This is a genomic window from Emticicia soli (assembly GCF_037860775.1).
GTDB classification, from domain to species: Bacteria; Bacteroidota; Bacteroidia; order Cytophagales; family Spirosomataceae; genus Emticicia; species Emticicia soli.
In genome coordinates this window covers 149,547-165,407 of the sequence record NZ_JBBEWC010000010.1, presented here as the reverse complement: position 1 = coordinate 165,407, position 15,861 = coordinate 149,547, and the positions used below count along the sequence as shown (strand labels likewise).

The following is a 15,861-nucleotide window of genomic DNA, read 5'->3' as shown; positions in this document are numbered from 1 at the left end:
AACGAAAATGAGAGTAATACTTTGTTTAATTTTTTGTACGAGTCTATTAAAGGCTGTTGCGCAAGAGCAACAGCCTAAATATATAGAAGATAAGCTATCTTATTTTGTTGCGCTGAATCTGGGCAATGCAGTAGGAAACTATCGGAATATATTGAAAGAAAGTAATAAAGCCGGTACAAAATTTGGTTTAACAGGCGGCATATTATTTAACCCTTATGGACGAAAAAAAGCCTCTACCGTATTTTATGGTGCCGAGCTGGGGTTTCAGGGAGATGGCCGGGGTGATGTAAAAACTACCTATAGTGGTGATTTTAGGGTTACAAACACCTCGTATTGGATAAACGGATTAGTCAGATATCGCCCTATTCTGTGGAGTTCAAAAATCAACCCCTACATTGACGCATTCGCCGGGCCAAAGATTATCCAGACAAGCTTAATTGAACAATTGAACGATGAAGATTCAGAAACCTTAGAACGCTGGACAAAAGTAACGCCTAATTATGGCTTGGGTGTAGGTGTAGGCTTTAAACTGTTTGGCAGTTTACAAAACAGTTATCTTGATATTGGCATATATTATCAGCAGGCTGAAGCTACTAAAATAATACGCCCTAATTCGGTAGAAATAGATAACAACTTTGAGTATAAAAGTAAGCAGGTACTTACTACTACTAATCAATGGGTAGTTAAGATTGGAATAACCGGATTTAATTAAATCAGGGGCGGTTTATATACTTTCTGATAAATCTTGTACAAGACCTTTATCGCAATATAAAGTACGGCGAGGGAAGCGTTCTATTAGCTCAAAATCGTGCGTAGCCATTAGCACAGCCGTATTCGACTTCTCATTAATATCCATAAATAATTTCAGAATCTCGACCGACATCTCAGGGTCAAGGTTCCCCGTAGGTTCGTCAGCAAGCAATATTTCAGGCTGATTGAGCAATGCACGGGCAATACCTACCCTTTGCTGCTCGCCACCTGATAATTGGTGCGGCATTTTCTCAAGAATATTCGGCAGATTAACCAGGCTCAATACTTCGCTGATTCGGACTTTCATTTCTTCTTTATCTTTCCAGCCCATAGCTTTCAGATAAAACATCAGATTGCGTTCTACGTTCCTATCGCCCAGTAACTGGAAATCCTGAAAAACTATACCGATATTTCTTCTTAGATAAGGTATTTGTGAGCGTCTGAGCGCATGAAGTTCATAGCCTGCCACTACTCCGGTGCCTTTTTCAAGCCAAAGGTCGGCATACAATGTCTGTAATACTGAAGATTTTCCGCTACCTGTTCGCCCAATCAGATAAACAAATTCACCTTTATGAATAACAAAGTTGACCGCCGACAGCACCAGTTGGTCACGTTGATAAATATAAGCATTTTGTAGCGAAATAACAGGTTCCATGTATTGGGCGAGTAATTTTCTGACAATATTGAGCAGTTTTGCCATAATCAGCAAAACTGCTCAATAGCACTTATAGAAGCTTATTTCTGATTAACTTTTGCGTGGTCGGCCAAGAATTTAGCCAATCCGCTATCAGTTAACGGGTGATTCAATAACGCAAGGATAGCCGAAAGAGGGCCTGTCATTACATCAGAGCCGATTTTTGCACATTGAATAATATGCATAGGGTGGCGTACCGATGCCGCTAAGATTTGTGTTTCGTAACCGTAGTTATCATAAATCTGGCGAATGTCTTCAATTAATGTCATACCATCGGTTGAAATATCATCTAAACGACCAACAAATGGCGATACATAAGTAGCACCGGCTTTAGCAGCTAATAGTGCCTGACCCGGCGAGAACACCAATGTACAGTTGGTTTTAATACCTCTTTCCGAAAAATATTTAATAGCCTTGATACCATCTTTTATCATTGGTATCTTCACAACTATTTGTTCATCTATTTCTGCAAGTTCTTCGCCTTCATTAATCATCTCTTCGTATTTGGTCGAGATTACTTCTGCACTTACGTCTCCGTCTACAATCTCACAAATAGCTTTATAATGACGCATTACATTGTCTTTTCCGGCGATTCCTTCTTTTGCCATCAACGACGGATTGGTAGTTACACCATCAAGCACACCAAGGTCTTGTGCTTCTTGTATTTCTTTAAGAGAGGCAGTATCAATAAAAAATTTCATAGAGCATATAACCCCATATCCGTCACGAAACGGACCTCTTTGTTAGGACTTTCATGCCTTTGGGGGATTAGTTACATGAAAGCAGTGGTATATATTAGAATAGTTGCAATAATCCGAAAACAAAAAAAGGCAAATTCACCGCTCAACCACAATACCCTTGCTTCGGTCAAGACCTGGGGGATTCAGCAGGAGCTGGTAATTTGCCGCTGCAAAGGTACAAAAAAAATATCCATTTACAAATGGTTTTAAAAAAAAGACTAATACTACTTTAAACAACAAGATTATACACCACAACCACTAAATAAATTTATTTATAGAAAGTAATATCTAAATAAATCTTATATTCGCATATAATCTAACTTTGAAGTTAGCAAGCAACTCCATTAGCTTCCTTATTATCACCTTTTTAAGTCTAAACTTCTAAATTTACTTCCATGAAAAAAAACTTATCTATTGTGTTTCCCTGCGTTTTGTTTCTCTGCTTGGTTACAGTAGAAAAAGCCTTTTCACAAGGTCCAAAAAAAAACGCAAAAACTTCTGACTTGTATGTTGTACCAAAAGTATACTCGCAAACAAAAACACCTCAGCAATTACTAAAAGACCCTTTAGGCAATAAGGGTGTGCTGAAAGAACGAAGCATTGCCGACCAGGTAATAGCTGACGATTTGATTGTACAAGGTAGTGGCTGTTTTGGCTTTGACTGTATAAACAATGAAAACTTTGGGTATAGTACAGTAATACTAAAAGAAAATAACCTAAGGCTAAGATTTGATGACACAAGCCTTACTGGCTCATTTGCGGCAAATGACTGGGAGCTTGAAGCAAATGAGAGTGCAAACGGCGGAACTAATCATTTTGCCATAAATGATATAACCGGAGCAACAACTCCATTTAAAATTATTGCAGCAGCCCCAACAAATAGTTTCTTTGTGGCTTCAAACGGTAAGGTTGGCTTCCGTACATCTACTCCAGTATTAGATTTACACATGAATACAAGGGATACACCAGCTGTAAGATTTGAGCAAAATAACTCTGGTGGTTTTACAGCTCAAACTTGGGATGTTGCCGGTAATGAAACCAATTTTTTTGTGAGAGATGTAACAGGTGGTAGCCGTTTACCTTTCCGTATTCGCCCTGGTGCGCCAACTAGCAGTATTGATATTAACGCACAGGGGTTTGTAGGTATGAGTACAGCTAATCCTCAAGCGACCCTTCATGTTGAAGGATTTGCCTTTGTACGAGACTCTTTATTCGTAAAAGGGGCGATTCTACCAGGAGCAATCGTTTCCCCTTCCGACGAAAGGCTGAAGAGAAATATTGCAGATATGGGCAGTATGTCTGGCATTATCAGTTCATTAAAGCCTAAAACCTTTTATTACAATACTGATAAATATAGCGATATGGGCTTTTCAGGTAATTTGCAATATGGCCTTATCGCACAAGAAGTTGAAACGACTCTACCATCGTTCGTAAGTCCAACGTCTTTTCCGGGCCATAAAGAAAGTTTCAAAACCGTTAATTATGTAGGCTTAATTCCGATTCTATTGCAAGGCATAAAAGAGCAAATAAGCATTAATGAACAACAAAAGGCCGAAATTACAGACCTAAAAGCCAAATTAGCCAAATACGAAACCTTAAATGCAAGGCTAGACCGACTGGAAGCAGCCTTGAACCTTAAAGATGTAAATACTACTGAAGAAAAAAAAGCAGATAAAAAATAAACCCGAAAAAAATGAAAACTATCTATACGCTTATCATATTATCGTTTCTTAGCTTGTCTGCTTTTTGCCAAAGCATTGATGAGAATGGCCGAACAGCCGCACAAAGAATTACTTCTGCCACTACAATGCAAGAAGCCTCTTTGAAGGAAGACACAGCACTTAAAACAGATGCTTCTTTCACACTGAAATATACACTGCCCGTTGGCAAAACATCAGGCGAAATTGTACTGTTTCACCCTAAAGCAGATATAGTATTGAAAAAAGTAAGTTTAAACCAACAGCAAGGCTCTATTGAAATTGCAGTAAAAGATTTACCTGTAAATATTATAGCAACTTTGTACTCTGACAATGTACCTATCAAAAATACAAATATTACATTAGTGAATTAAGGTTTTATGCCTTTTCAAAAAGTCTGATAACACGAGGTTGCTATCAGACTTTTTTTATTTTTTGTAGCCTGATTGCCGATATTTTACCTACGTTACACACTTTTCCAAAAAAGTTATCAGCACTTTAACTTGACTGTAAATGATTTTTTAAGTTGTTTTGATGAGCCAATCCTGACCTTAATTCTTTCTACCAATGATAAAAAAAAGTATTATGTGGCTTTTTATGGCCATGTTTGTGTATGCTGCAATTGTACAGTATAACGACCCCGACCCATACGTATGGATACCCACTTACCTGATTCCGGTATTTTTATGTTACCGCAAACTACAAGGCAAGGGCGAGCAAGTAATGTACTTTACAATTGGCTTACTGTATTTGATGTGGGCCATAAATCAGTTTCCACCAGAGTGGGAAGGCGTAAAACTTAACCAGATGGGGATGAAAACAATCAATATTGAGTTGGGAAGAGAATCGCTAGGCTTAGGTATTTGCGCAATTGCAATATGGGTATGCAATTTATTTAAGTAGCAAAAGTTTGTTGTTATACTTATGGCGTAGCTTACAAAAGCTACGCCATAAGTATAAGCTAAAGATTTATCTTTTCAAGATCTTCTTTGGTGTCTATTCCAAAACTTTCGTAGTTGGTTACAATAGCGTAAATTTTATACCCATAACCTAACCAACGAAGCTGTTCGAGTTTTTCGGTATTTTCTAACGGAGAAGTAGGCATGTGCGAAATTTGCTCAAGAACATCACTACGATAGGCATAAATGCCAACGTGCTTATAAAAATCGGCGTGTTCTAGCCATTCATCGGGCTCGTAGCCACGCACAAAAGGTATTATCTGGCGACTGAAATACAAGCATTGTTTACGGATTGTAAGCACAGCTTTCACTACGTTGGGGTCACGTAGGGTTTCATAATCCTTAATTTTCTTAACAGCCGTTGCAATTTCTGTTTTGAAGTCTAGTAAACTTGCAATCTGGTCTATTGTGTCAGGGTCAATAAAAGGTTCATCGCCTTGAATATTAATGGCGTAATCATACTTAGTTACACCACCGGCCTTTTCGAGCGCCTCAAAACAACGGTCGGTACCTGTTGGGTGATTGCTCGAAGTCATCACCGCATCGCCACCAAATTCTAAAACATGATTCAATATTCTGGCATCATCTGTTGCTACCACAACTCTTTGTAAACTTTTGGCTTTTAATGCCTGTTCATACACACGCTGAATCATACTTTTACCGTTGATTTCTACCAAAGGTTTGCCAGGAAAACGACTAGAAGCATATCTTGCCGGTATAATTCCGAGAATTTTCATAGGTTTCAATGTTTTATTCGGGGCGAATTTACACGAAAAAAAAAATATATGCGTTAATCTCTCGCAGAATCATTAAATTTGCGTTAAATCCAATCGCTTGACTACCATGTTAAGATACTTTTTTACTACGGCTTTTCTAGTGCTTTACCTGACAGAATCATTCAGTAATTCACTCCCAACACCTATTGATTCGATAGGAATTGAGAAAAAAAACGGTAAGTTGTTTGTTCTACATAAAATAGAACAAGGCGAGACTTTGTACTCGATTCTTAAACGCTATAATTCTACTGATAAAGAATTTTATGCGGCAAATCCTGAGTTTAAAAAAGATGCTATCATGGCTAGCGACCAGGTAATCAGCGTGCCTCTTAACACCAGAAGTAAGAGCATACCTCGCCCCAAAGTGGCAGAGGTACAACAACCTGCCCCTGATACAACCCGACCAAGAGGAATAGTAGACGAAAACGGAATTGAGATAATTGATATTCCGGAAGCAACGCCTAAAGAGGCTTTACCGATCCATAAAGACGATAGCCTTAAAAATGCTGTAGCAGAAAATGCTAACGACACGAAAGAGACAAAGCTAAAAACACATACTGTTGTTTCGGGCGACAGACTATTTGCCATTGCAACCAAATATAAGGTAAAGGTGTGGCAATTGCGTGAATGGAATAAACTCTCTTCTGATATTCTGAAAATTAATCAGGTATTAGTGGTTGAAAAACCTGCCAATATGATAGCGACAGCACCTAAAGAAGAGAAAAAAGAAGTTATTAAGCCTAAAACGTCTCCTGCAGTTGTTAGCAATAAACCTAAGCCTGTATCGGCCTCTGGCCCAGCCGGAGACGCTGAAAAACCAAAAGCAACTACTGTGGTTACAAAACCTGTCGACAACAAACCGCAAACACCTGTGCCTAATGCCCCTACCGGTAAAAAATATAGCGAACAAGGCATTGCCGAGGTAATAGATGCCGGAGGTAGCACCAACAAATACCTGGCCTTGCACCGCACAGCACCCGTAGGCACGCTTATTAAAATTGCCAACGATGCCAACGGACAAAGTGTTTGGGTAAAAGTAATTGGTAAATTATCGGGCTCAAGCGATGTTATTATTAAGATTTCGCCAAAGGCTTTTGAAAAATTACAACCAAAAGATAAACGAATTCGTGCTTCTTTGAGTTATGCTTTATAAGAAGAGTACACAAATCATATTTTTTTCATGCCCTCTGATCAACTAAAAGATAATACCCCAAAACCAGCAGAAACTGCCGTAAAAGATAAAGTCTGGACCGTTTTTTTTGCTATTATGTACCCTATCATTACTGCATTCGGTCTTTTATTTACGGGTATTGTAGCAGTTTTTTCGGCTATTTCGAGCGTTTTTGTGTTTTTTTTAAGATTAATAAAAAAATAATTTTCTCTGCTTTTACTAAATCTCTGATATAAATCAGAGTAGTGGTTTTGTTTATTCATGTCTGACTATATTCTGAATCTGCTCAACGAAAAGTATGAGCAGTTTAACCAGCCCAATTTTATTGCCAACGACCCCGTAAGTATTCCTCATCAGTTTACGCTTAAACAAGATATAGAAATTATGGGGTTTATAGCTGCCACCTTAGCCTGGGGGCAGCGCAAAACCATTATCAATAAATGTAATGAGTTGGTGCAGTTGATGGATGGCGCACCGTATGATTTCATCAAAAATCATCAGGATACCGACCTGAAACGTTTTCTTTCGTTCAAGCATCGCACATTTAATAACACCGATACACTTTATTTCATCGAGTTCTTTAAAGATTTTTATGCCAAACATGAATCTTTAGAAGAAGCATTTACTAATGGGCTAACTACCGAATCGGTCAATACTAAAACTGCATTGGAGAATTTTCAGCAAATATTTTTCAGTTTAGAAGATTATCCGGTTCGCACCAGAAAACACATTGCCACCCCAGCCCGAAACTCTTCATGCAAACGTATCAATATGTTTTTGCGCTGGATGGTGCGTAAAGACGACAAAGGCGTTGATTTTGGTATCTGGCAGAATATTTCTCCTGCCCAATTGGTTTGCCCTTGCGATGTACACGTAGAAAGAGTAGGCCGCAAACTTGGCCTCATAAGCCGCCCGAAAACTGATTGGCAAATGGCTGTAGAACTAACGGATAATCTGAAACAACTAGACCCAACAGACCCTGTAAAATACGATTTTGCCTTGTTTGGCTTAGGTGTAGAAGGGTATATGTAAGAATAAAACAGTCTTGTAAGGTTGATTTAAAGAAGAAATTTCTATTTTTACCTTCCTATTTCAACCACTATCGTATGACCACCCCTACTACCCCTAATCGCCTGGCATCGGCCGATGTCTACCGTGGCTTTGTAATGCTGCTCATGATAGCCGAAGTTTTACGTTTACACAAAGTTTCTGAATCTTTGCCCAACAGCTCCTTCTGGCAATTTCTAGCTCACCACCAAGACCACGTCAGTTGGGTAGGCTGCGCCCTGCACGACCTCATTCAACCCTCGTTCTCGTTTCTGGTAGGCGTTGTTCTCCCCTATTCTATTGCCAGCAGGCTAACCAAAGAAAGCAGTTTCTGGAAGACCTTCCGCCACGCCTTGTGGCGCTCGCTGATATTAATTCTTTTGGGTATATTTTTGCGTTCTCAATGGGCAGAGCAAACCAATTTTACATTTGAAGATACACTAACACAGATAGGCTTGGGGTATCCGTTCTTGTTTTTATTAGGCTTTGCCTCACAGCGTGTTCAGATTGGCGCATTGGTGCTTATTTTAATAGGCTATTGGGCAGCTTTTGCACTTTATCCGCTTCCTGGTGCCAATTTTGATTATACCAATGCCGGAGCCATTAAAGACTGGGAACATAACCTGACAGGCTTTGCTGCACATTGGAACAAAAACACCAACCTTGCCTGGGCTTTCGACCGCTGGTTTCTGAATCTCTTTCCGAGAGAAGAGCCTTTCTTATATAATGGTGGTGGCTATGCAACCCTAAGTTTTATACCGACCTTAGGCACAATGCTACTAGGTTTAATTGCCGGAAACTTCCTTAAATCAGACAAAACTCAGCAAGAAAAAATCAAAATATTTGTGATTATGGGCGTTTCGGGGCTGATTTTAGGTTTATTACTTAACTGGTCAGGTATTTGCCCGAATGTAAAACGAATCTGGACACCTACTTGGGTTATCTTTAGCGGTGGCTGGTGTTTTCTGTTCTTAGCGTTTTTCTATTGGGTAGTAGATGTACTACAAAAACGCAATTGGTTCTTTGTCCTGACCGTGATAGGCATGAATTCGATTGCAGCCTATTTCATTGCCGATGCGCTTAACTCTTACGTATCTAAATCATTAAAAATACATCTGGGGCAAAATTATGCAGCTATTTTCGGCGAGCCTTACCAAACCTTAGTACATGGTGTATTGGTACTACTCATTGATTGGATGATACTGAAATGGATGTATAATAAGAAGTTATTTATCAGAATATAAATTCTTTATCTTAAAGACGGGGTTACTAAGAGTCTAAAACTTTGAGCAACCCCATTTTACATTTAATTAATTATCGCTTTCATTTCTTACCTCAAATATTCTTTTTAGCCATAAAAGTTTCTCGTTCTTTTCTTGTTCAACTTCCTCTTTGGCTGGTTCATATTTTTTCAGGTTTGATAAATCGGGCTGTCCGGCATCTACCCAGCAAGTAAACCACATATCGCCAATCATTTTTACCGAAGCTCGCATTTGCCGCTCCACTTGGTTTTTAAGCATCTGGTGGTATTCGGTAGAAAAATCTTTAGAATACACTCTTGTAGTGCTCCCGTTTACTTCTTCAAAACTGTATTTTTTATCCTCCGAAAACTGGCTGCTCAATTCTTTTTCAAAGGTCAGTACTGAATCTAATGCCGCATTCGCCTGCATTACTGTTTGCCACGCTCTTTTCTGAGGAAACTCTTCATAAGAGGCTTGCCCGACGAAGAAATCATAATTTCCGGCAAATATTTCGGGCAAACGACTCTCCCAAAAACCATGAATCCCAACCTGATTACTTAGTTGACCATTATAATTCTTAGTAGTATGCAATGGCACGTGCGCATCAGCAATATAATGACCTATATCAGCCGACAGACTCAGAATACGCCTGATGTCTCTTTTTTTAAACGCTTCTGTTAGTTGATATTTCACGGCATTGATATGCCACGGCACAATACCATGCGCATAGAGTGTATTCTCCCCTATTTTCTCAGTAGCCTCTTTCCATGAAAAAGTACTTAGATTTAATCTAACAGAGTCGGAATAATTATCGAGGTCAATAAAATGCTTTGGTGCTTCTTCTTTAACCGCATAGCGCCTTTGGTCGGCATTAATGGCGTTTTCGGTAATATAATCGATGTTCTTCTTATAAAAGCCAAACATTTCAGGCGGCAAGGTAAACACTGCTAATCGGTTGATTTGTTTATGGGCAAAAAACCCCCAGATGCTTCTCATCTTTTTTGAATTGTCTTTTCTCAATGTAAATGCGCTTATGGTAATCAAGAGCACAAGTGCAGCTAAGGAGAGGCTTAAATTCGTGGCAAGTCTTGCAAAAAGTTGTATAATTTGCTTCATTCGCATTAGTTTAAATTATTCCCCTAATATTATACCTATTTCATCAAAATGAAAAGACTTCTGTTTCTCTTTTGTTTTTGTGCAAGCCAATTAATGGCACAAAATAGCCTCAAGTTTGCTAATATTGGTTCGTTTAAAACACAAGGGGGTAAAACTATCCAGAACTGTAAACTTGCTTACCGCACTTTTGGGGAGTTGAATGCCGAAAAAAGCAATGCCATTTTGTTTCCGACATGGTTTGGTGGTAAAAGCGAAAATCTGGTAAGCAATGCCGGAACCATGATTGATACCACTAAGTTTTACTTGATTTTAGTTGATGCTTTGGGTAACGGCGTATCCTCATCTCCTTCTAATACGCCTGCGTTCCCTGATATTACAATACGAGACATGGTAAATTCAGAATATGCCTTGTTAACTCAAAAATTACACATTAATCACTTATATGCTATAATGGGTATTTCGATGGGCGGTATGCAAACTTTTGAATGGCTGGTGGCTTATCCTGATTTTATGGAGAAGGCTATCCCGATTGTTGGAACACCCAAACAATCTTATTATGACATACTACTCTGGAAAACCGAGTGGAATATTATTGAGCAAGCAGGGAAAAATCCGGCAGCCCGAAAAAACGCCATGCGCCAAGTGGCTACTGTACATAACCTTAATCTGGCAACGCCTGATTTTTACATACGTACCGAACAAGCCGAAAATGCTTACGCAAAAATACAAAAGGCGGGCGATGATTATGTAACGAATAATAACCCCGAAAACTGGATATGCCAGATAAAAGCTATGCTCTCGCAAGATATTTATAAAACCTCAGGGAAATCGCTAGCTGAAATGCCCGAGTACATTAAAGCCAAAATGTTGGTAATTGTAGCAACAAGAGATGGCATGGTGAATCCACAGTCTGCAATGGATTTTGCCAAGGTAGTAAATACAAAATATGTACAGCTTACCAGCGACTGCGGGCACTTAGCGACGGGTTGCGAGAGCGATAAAGTCAAAAAAGCGGTTTCAGCGTTCCTATAAAGTATCAAAATTTTATTTTTACTTTCAATATTCTTCAAAAACCTTAATTTTCAACCTAAAAAAACATAAAAACATATTTTTTTTATTAAAAAACTCAAATTTGAAACGTACTTTTTTGAGTTTTTTATTTTTTATACGCCAACTATTCTAAAATCGCCCCTACTATCTATATTTTCTTATTTATATGTTTTTTTTCGCATTCTGAAATACCGACCAAAAACAAAATATTATTCTGGATAATTAAAAAAATATAAAATCAATAAAATTTTTTCTTGAAAAAATGCAACGATTTAAAATATTTTGCGTTATATTTGTAGTGTAATACAAAATATTATTCGGAAAAAACATAATGAGTCATACACAAAAAAAATCGTTATTGAGATATTTATTGCCAGCAATTGCTTTAGGCGTTTTTGCTTTTTTAATGGTAGCTTATGGTTCGGCCTACTCGCCACCTAAAGCCCAGAAACAAAGCATTGTTTGTTTCAAATTTAAACAAGGCACATCAGCAGAGGCAATAAAAAATCACCTAGTGCAGTTTCAAGGCTTGAAACGCGACCTGCCTGAAATAGTTAGTTATTCAGCCGGAAATACCATTTCAGAAAATGGTTCAGAAGCAGAGTATGATGTAATGCATTATCTTACTTTCAGAACTGATGCCGAAATGGAGAAATTCCGTAAGAGTGCTCAATATGAAGCATTCGAGAAATCGAATGAAGCTAATTGGGAAAAAGTTTTGGTTATTAACTCAGAGATAAAATAATTTTTAGCTCTGTTATCAAAGAAATATCAGGAAAAAGCACGCAAAAACGCGTGCTTTTTTTATCATCTATCTTATTAAAGGCACAAAAACATATACTCAATACGATATTTTTTATCCTTGTGTTTTGTACTTATTAAGAAAATAGCTATTTTTGCACCCTCAATTGAGATTCTATAACAGGAACAGACAAATTATTAAAATAAAATGGCAAATCATAAGTCGGCATTAAAACGTATCAGAGCGAACGAGACAAAGCGTTTGAGAAATCGTTACCAACACAAATCAACTCGTACAGTTGTAAGAAAACTACGTGCTCTTACAGATAAAGTAGCAGCAACAGAGTTGTTTAAAACAGCCGCTTCTATGTTGGATAAATTAGCTCGTAAGAACGTTATCCACAAAAACAAAGCAGCAAACTTGAAATCTGGTTTAGCGAAACACATCAGCTCTTTAGCATAATCGGTGTGAGATACAATATTTTGCTCATGGAAACGCCTCCGTGGGCATTTTTTGTTTAGTATTGTTAAAAATTTCAAACGATACAAAGCTACAACCTCACCAGAATTCATGAACAAGATTCTTTCCTGGGCTGAAGAAGACCGTCCGAGAGAAAAACTAATGCTCAAAGGAAGAGCAGCACTCTCTGACGCCGAATTAATTGCAATACTGATTGGCTCGGGTACCCGAGAGCTATCAGCCGTTGATTTATCAAAGCTGATACTACAGAGCGTTGGCAATAACCTGAACGAACTGGCAAAACTCAGTATCAACGACCTGATGAAGTTTAAAGGCGTTGGCGACGCAAAAGCCATTTCGATAGCCGCAGCACTTGAACTAGGCCGCAGACGAAAAGAAAGCGATGTGCTGAAAAAAGCCAAGGTAACTTCATCGTCAGATGCTTATCATGCCATAAGACCCTACTTGATGGACTTATCGCATGAGCAATTCTGGATTTTATTGCTTAATCGGGCCAATGAGGTAATCAGGCCGTTTCAGGTAAGTATCGGAGGCGTAGCTGGTACCGTTGCCGACCCTAAGATAATTTTCAAGAGTGCCATTGAATACTTAGCTTCTGCCATTATTTTAGTGCATAATCATCCGTCTGGAAACCTGACACCTAGCCAAGCTGATAAAGACCTTACAAAAAAGGTAAAAGAAGCCGGGCGCTTGTTGGATATTCCGATACTCGACCATTTGATTTTCGGCGATAATGGCTATTACAGTTTTGCTGACCAGGGAATCCTCTAGAATTTTATCTTTCAATTTGTTGTTCTTTATAAAGTACATATCTAATTATATTCGACATTATAAATTCTTTTGATATAAATGCTAACAGTTTCAAACATTTCGCTTCGTTTTGGTAAACGTACGCTTTTCGAAGAAGTTAATTTAAAATTCACTCCTGGCAACGTTTATGGCCTTATTGGCGCTAACGGAGCAGGAAAATCGACTTTTGTAAAAATACTTGCAGGTGACCTGGAGCCTACTTCAGGTAACGTAAGTATGGATCCGGGCGAAAGGATGTCGGTTTTAAAACAAAACCAGAATGCTTTTGACAACGAAAGCGTATTGAACACAGTTATCAGAGGCAACGAACGCCTTTACGAAATCATTCAGGAAAAAGATGCTATCTATGAAAAACCTGATTTTTCGGAAGAAGACGGAAATCGTGCGGCAGAACTAGAGTCTGAGTTTGCTGAAATGAATGGTTGGGAGGCAGAATCGGATGCAGCTTCGTTATTATCTGGTTTAGGTATTAAAGAAGACTTACATTATACCATAATGGCCGATATGAACCCTTCCGACAAAGTGAAGGTGTTATTGGCGCAGGCCTTATTTGGTAATCCTGATATTTTGTTATTAGATGAGCCTACCAACAACTTAGATATTGAGTCTATTTTGTGGTTGGAGAACTTCCTGATGAACTTCAAAAATACAGTTATTGTAGTTTCTCACGACCGTCACTTCTTAGATAACGTTTGTACCTACATTGCCGACCTTGACTTCAAGAAAATCACACTTTATGGTGGTAACTACTCTTTCTGGTATGAATCTAGCCAGTTAGCTGCCCGCCAAAAAGCTGACCAGAACAAAAAAGCTGAGGAGAAAAAGAAAGAGTTGGAAGAATTTATTCGTCGTTTCTCTGCTAACGTAGCTAAGTCGAAACAAGCGACTGCTCGTCAGAAAATGATTGAGAAACTGAACATTGAGCAAATCCAGCCATCGTCTCGTAAGTACCCATATATTGGTTTTAAACCTGAGCGTGAAGTAGGCGACCAGATTTTATTGGTAGAAAACCTGAGCTATAAACTAGAAGATGGTACTTATCTATTCAAAAATCTAAGCTTTCAGGTAGGTCGCAATGAAAAAGTTGCGTTCTTAAGCAAAGATGGTTTGGCAGTAACAGCACTATTTGATATACTGATGGGAGAAAGACAGGCGTCAAGCGGTACGTTCAAATGGGGTGTTACTATCACAAACAGCTATTTGCCTAACGACAACGCTAAATATTTCTCTGATGGCAGCCTTGACCTTGTTGATTGGTTACGCCAGTATTCTACCGAAAAAGACGAGACGTTTATCAGAGGTTTCTTGGGTAGAATGTTATTCTCCGGCGAAGAGGCTTTGAAAAAATGTACGGTACTATCAGGAGGAGAAAAACAACGTTGTATGTTCTCAAGAATGATGCTTTCAGGAGCTAACGTATTGCTTTTTGACGAACCAACCAACCACTTAGATTTGGAATCGATTCAGGCACTTAACAAAGGTATGGAAGATTTCCCGAGCAATATTCTCTTCACTTGTCATGACCACCAGTTAACTCAAACAGTAGCTACACGTGTAATAGAATTGACGCCTAATGGCTGCTTAGATAAACTAATGGATTTTGATGATTATCTGACCAACGAAAAAGTAAAATCTCAAAGAGACGCATTATATGCCTAAGCAGAGATGGTTTAAGCCAGATGATTCTCTATGGAAAGCAATCATAGAAGACGTCTTTGATGATTTTCTAAGATTCTTTTTTCATCAGGCTGATGAGCTTTTTGCAATGGAAAAAGGGTTCGAGTTTCTGGACAAGGAACTCGAACAACTTTTCCCTCCGCAAAACGACAGTTTTGCACCCAAATATGTTGACAAGCTAGTAAAGGTATTTATGAAAGATGGCCGAGAAGAGTGGATTCTGGTACATATAGAAGTACAAGGATATAAAGATAAGCTCTTCGCTGAACGAATGTTCACTTACTACTATCGTATTTTTGATAAATACAACAAGCCAATCACAGCATTTGCTATCTTCACAGATGATAATCTGAAACACTATCCCAATAAATTTGAAAAATCTTTTTTAGGCACAAGTATAAGTTATAAGTATAACACTTATACAATAGCTGAGCAAAGCGAACAAGAGTTAGTGACTAGCAATAATCCTTTTGCCATTGTTATTCTCGCAGTTAAAGCTGCTCTTAAAAGTAAAAGAATAAACGAGCTCGAAGTATTTCAATTAAAGGTTGATTTAGCAAAAACTCTTTTACAAAAACAATTTTCAAAAGAAAAGATAAGGGCTTTAATGAACTTTCTGAAATATCATATTCGTTTTGATAACGAAGAAACTATTATTAGATTTGATAAAGAAATTGAATTACTCACAGGTAAATCTAAGACTATGGGAATTGAAGAATTTTTAATAAATAGAGCAACTGAGGAGGGTAAGAAAATAGGTCTCGAAGAAGGTATAGAATTGCAAAAAGAGTCTTTTGTAATTGCCCTTTTAAAAGAAACTGAGTTCAATTCAGAAAAAATTGCTCAACTGGCAGGCGTGTCTTTGGCGTTTGTTGAAAAAGTAAAGAAAGAATCAGAAACAAAATAGATTA

18 protein-coding genes are annotated in these 15,861 nt (G+C 38.3%); 14 read left to right on the top strand and 4 right to left on the bottom strand.

Annotated features, from left to right (window positions below; all coding sequences use genetic code 11):
* The first annotated feature begins 7 nt into the window (after window positions 1-7).
* Window positions 8-712 (top strand): hypothetical protein, encoded by a 705-nt coding sequence (locus WAE64_RS17290; RefSeq protein ID WP_340238724.1) that lies wholly within the window; start codon window positions 8-10, stop codon window positions 710-712.
* Window positions 713-724: 12 nt separating this feature from the next.
* On the opposite strand, the gene WAE64_RS17285 is transcribed toward WAE64_RS17290, so the two are convergent.
* Together WAE64_RS17285 and fsa are read right to left on the bottom strand one after the other, a co-directional pair.
* The gene (locus tag WAE64_RS17285) at window positions 725-1,450 is read right to left on the bottom strand and encodes a cell division ATP-binding protein FtsE (protein ID WP_340238722.1); all 726 of its coding nucleotides are present in this window, start codon (window positions 1,448-1,450) and stop codon (window positions 725-727) included.
* Window positions 1,451-1,485: 35 nt separating this feature from the next.
* A complete protein-coding gene (fsa, locus tag WAE64_RS17280; RefSeq protein WP_340238720.1) occupies window positions 1,486-2,145 on the bottom strand; it encodes a fructose-6-phosphate aldolase in 660 nt (219 codons plus the stop codon).
* A gap of 434 nt (window positions 2,146-2,579) precedes the next feature.
* On the opposite strand from fsa, the gene WAE64_RS17275 reads away from it, so the two are divergent.
* From WAE64_RS17275 to WAE64_RS17265, 3 genes are all read left to right on the top strand, one after another.
* Window positions 2,580-3,866 carry a tail fiber domain-containing protein gene (locus WAE64_RS17275; protein WP_340238719.1) on the top strand — a complete coding sequence of 429 codons (1,287 nt, stop codon included), beginning with the start codon at window positions 2,580-2,582 and terminating at the stop codon, window positions 3,864-3,866.
* Window positions 3,867-3,877: 11 nt separating this feature from the next.
* The gene (locus WAE64_RS17270) at window positions 3,878-4,255 is read left to right on the top strand and encodes a hypothetical protein (protein ID WP_340238717.1); all 378 of its coding nucleotides are present in this window, start codon (window positions 3,878-3,880) and stop codon (window positions 4,253-4,255) included.
* Window positions 4,256-4,448: 193 nt separating this feature from the next.
* Complete coding sequence (locus WAE64_RS17265) at window positions 4,449-4,784, top strand: transmembrane 220 family protein (RefSeq protein ID WP_340238715.1); 336 nt, start codon at window positions 4,449-4,451, stop codon at window positions 4,782-4,784.
* A 58-nt stretch (window positions 4,785-4,842) separates the two neighbouring features.
* On the opposite strand, the gene kdsB is transcribed toward WAE64_RS17265, so the two are convergent.
* Complete coding sequence (gene kdsB / locus WAE64_RS17260) at window positions 4,843-5,577, bottom strand: 3-deoxy-manno-octulosonate cytidylyltransferase (RefSeq protein ID WP_340238713.1); 735 nt, start codon at window positions 5,575-5,577, stop codon at window positions 4,843-4,845.
* Window positions 5,578-5,683: 106 nt separating this feature from the next.
* Between kdsB and WAE64_RS17255 the strand changes: the two genes are divergently transcribed.
* The 4 genes from WAE64_RS17255 to WAE64_RS17240 all read left to right on the top strand — a co-directional run bounded on the left by WAE64_RS17255 (window position 5,684) and on the right by WAE64_RS17240 (window position 9,078).
* Window positions 5,684-6,769, top strand: a complete 1,086-nt coding sequence (locus WAE64_RS17255) for a septal ring lytic transglycosylase RlpA family protein (protein ID WP_340238711.1) — start codon at window positions 5,684-5,686, stop codon at window positions 6,767-6,769.
* 27 nt (window positions 6,770-6,796) lie between these two features.
* Window positions 6,797-6,991 (top strand): hypothetical protein, encoded by a 195-nt coding sequence (locus WAE64_RS17250; protein ID WP_340238709.1) that lies wholly within the window; start codon window positions 6,797-6,799, stop codon window positions 6,989-6,991.
* Between the two features lie 57 nt (window positions 6,992-7,048).
* Window positions 7,049-7,819: a TIGR02757 family protein gene (locus WAE64_RS17245; protein ID WP_340238708.1), complete on the top strand. Its 771-nt coding sequence runs from the start codon at window positions 7,049-7,051 to the stop codon at window positions 7,817-7,819.
* 74 nt (window positions 7,820-7,893) lie between these two features.
* Window positions 7,894-9,078 (top strand): acyltransferase family protein, encoded by a 1,185-nt coding sequence (locus WAE64_RS17240; RefSeq protein ID WP_340238706.1) that lies wholly within the window; start codon window positions 7,894-7,896, stop codon window positions 9,076-9,078.
* A gap of 66 nt (window positions 9,079-9,144) precedes the next feature.
* On the opposite strand, the gene WAE64_RS17235 is transcribed toward WAE64_RS17240, so the two are convergent.
* Window positions 9,145-10,071, bottom strand: coding sequence for a zinc dependent phospholipase C family protein (locus tag WAE64_RS17235; protein WP_340238878.1), 927 nt, complete (start codon window positions 10,069-10,071; stop codon window positions 9,145-9,147).
* A 168-nt stretch (window positions 10,072-10,239) separates the two neighbouring features.
* Here WAE64_RS17235 and WAE64_RS17230 point away from each other — a divergent pair, with 168 nt between their 5' ends.
* From WAE64_RS17230 to WAE64_RS17205, 6 genes are all read left to right on the top strand, one after another.
* Window positions 10,240-11,223 carry an alpha/beta fold hydrolase gene (locus WAE64_RS17230; RefSeq protein ID WP_340238704.1) on the top strand — a complete coding sequence of 328 codons (984 nt, stop codon included), beginning with the start codon at window positions 10,240-10,242 and terminating at the stop codon, window positions 11,221-11,223.
* 349 nt (window positions 11,224-11,572) lie between these two features.
* Window positions 11,573-11,986: a Dabb family protein gene (locus WAE64_RS17225; protein ID WP_340238702.1), complete on the top strand. Its 414-nt coding sequence runs from the start codon at window positions 11,573-11,575 to the stop codon at window positions 11,984-11,986.
* 204 nt (window positions 11,987-12,190) lie between these two features.
* A complete protein-coding gene (gene rpsT / locus WAE64_RS17220) occupies window positions 12,191-12,445 on the top strand; it encodes a 30S ribosomal protein S20 (protein WP_340238700.1) in 255 nt (84 codons plus the stop codon).
* 108 nt (window positions 12,446-12,553) lie between these two features.
* Complete coding sequence (radC, locus tag WAE64_RS17215; RefSeq protein WP_340238698.1) at window positions 12,554-13,234, top strand: RadC family protein; 681 nt, start codon at window positions 12,554-12,556, stop codon at window positions 13,232-13,234.
* Window positions 13,235-13,312: 78 nt separating this feature from the next.
* Window positions 13,313-14,932, top strand: coding sequence for an ABC-F family ATP-binding cassette domain-containing protein (locus tag WAE64_RS17210; RefSeq protein WP_340238697.1), 1,620 nt, complete (start codon window positions 13,313-13,315; stop codon window positions 14,930-14,932).
* Window positions 14,925-15,857 (top strand): RpnC/YadD family protein, encoded by a 933-nt coding sequence (locus WAE64_RS17205; protein WP_340238695.1) that lies wholly within the window; start codon window positions 14,925-14,927, stop codon window positions 15,855-15,857. Before WAE64_RS17210 ends, WAE64_RS17205 begins: the two co-directional genes overlap by 8 nt.
* Window positions 15,858-15,861 lie beyond the last annotated feature (4 nt).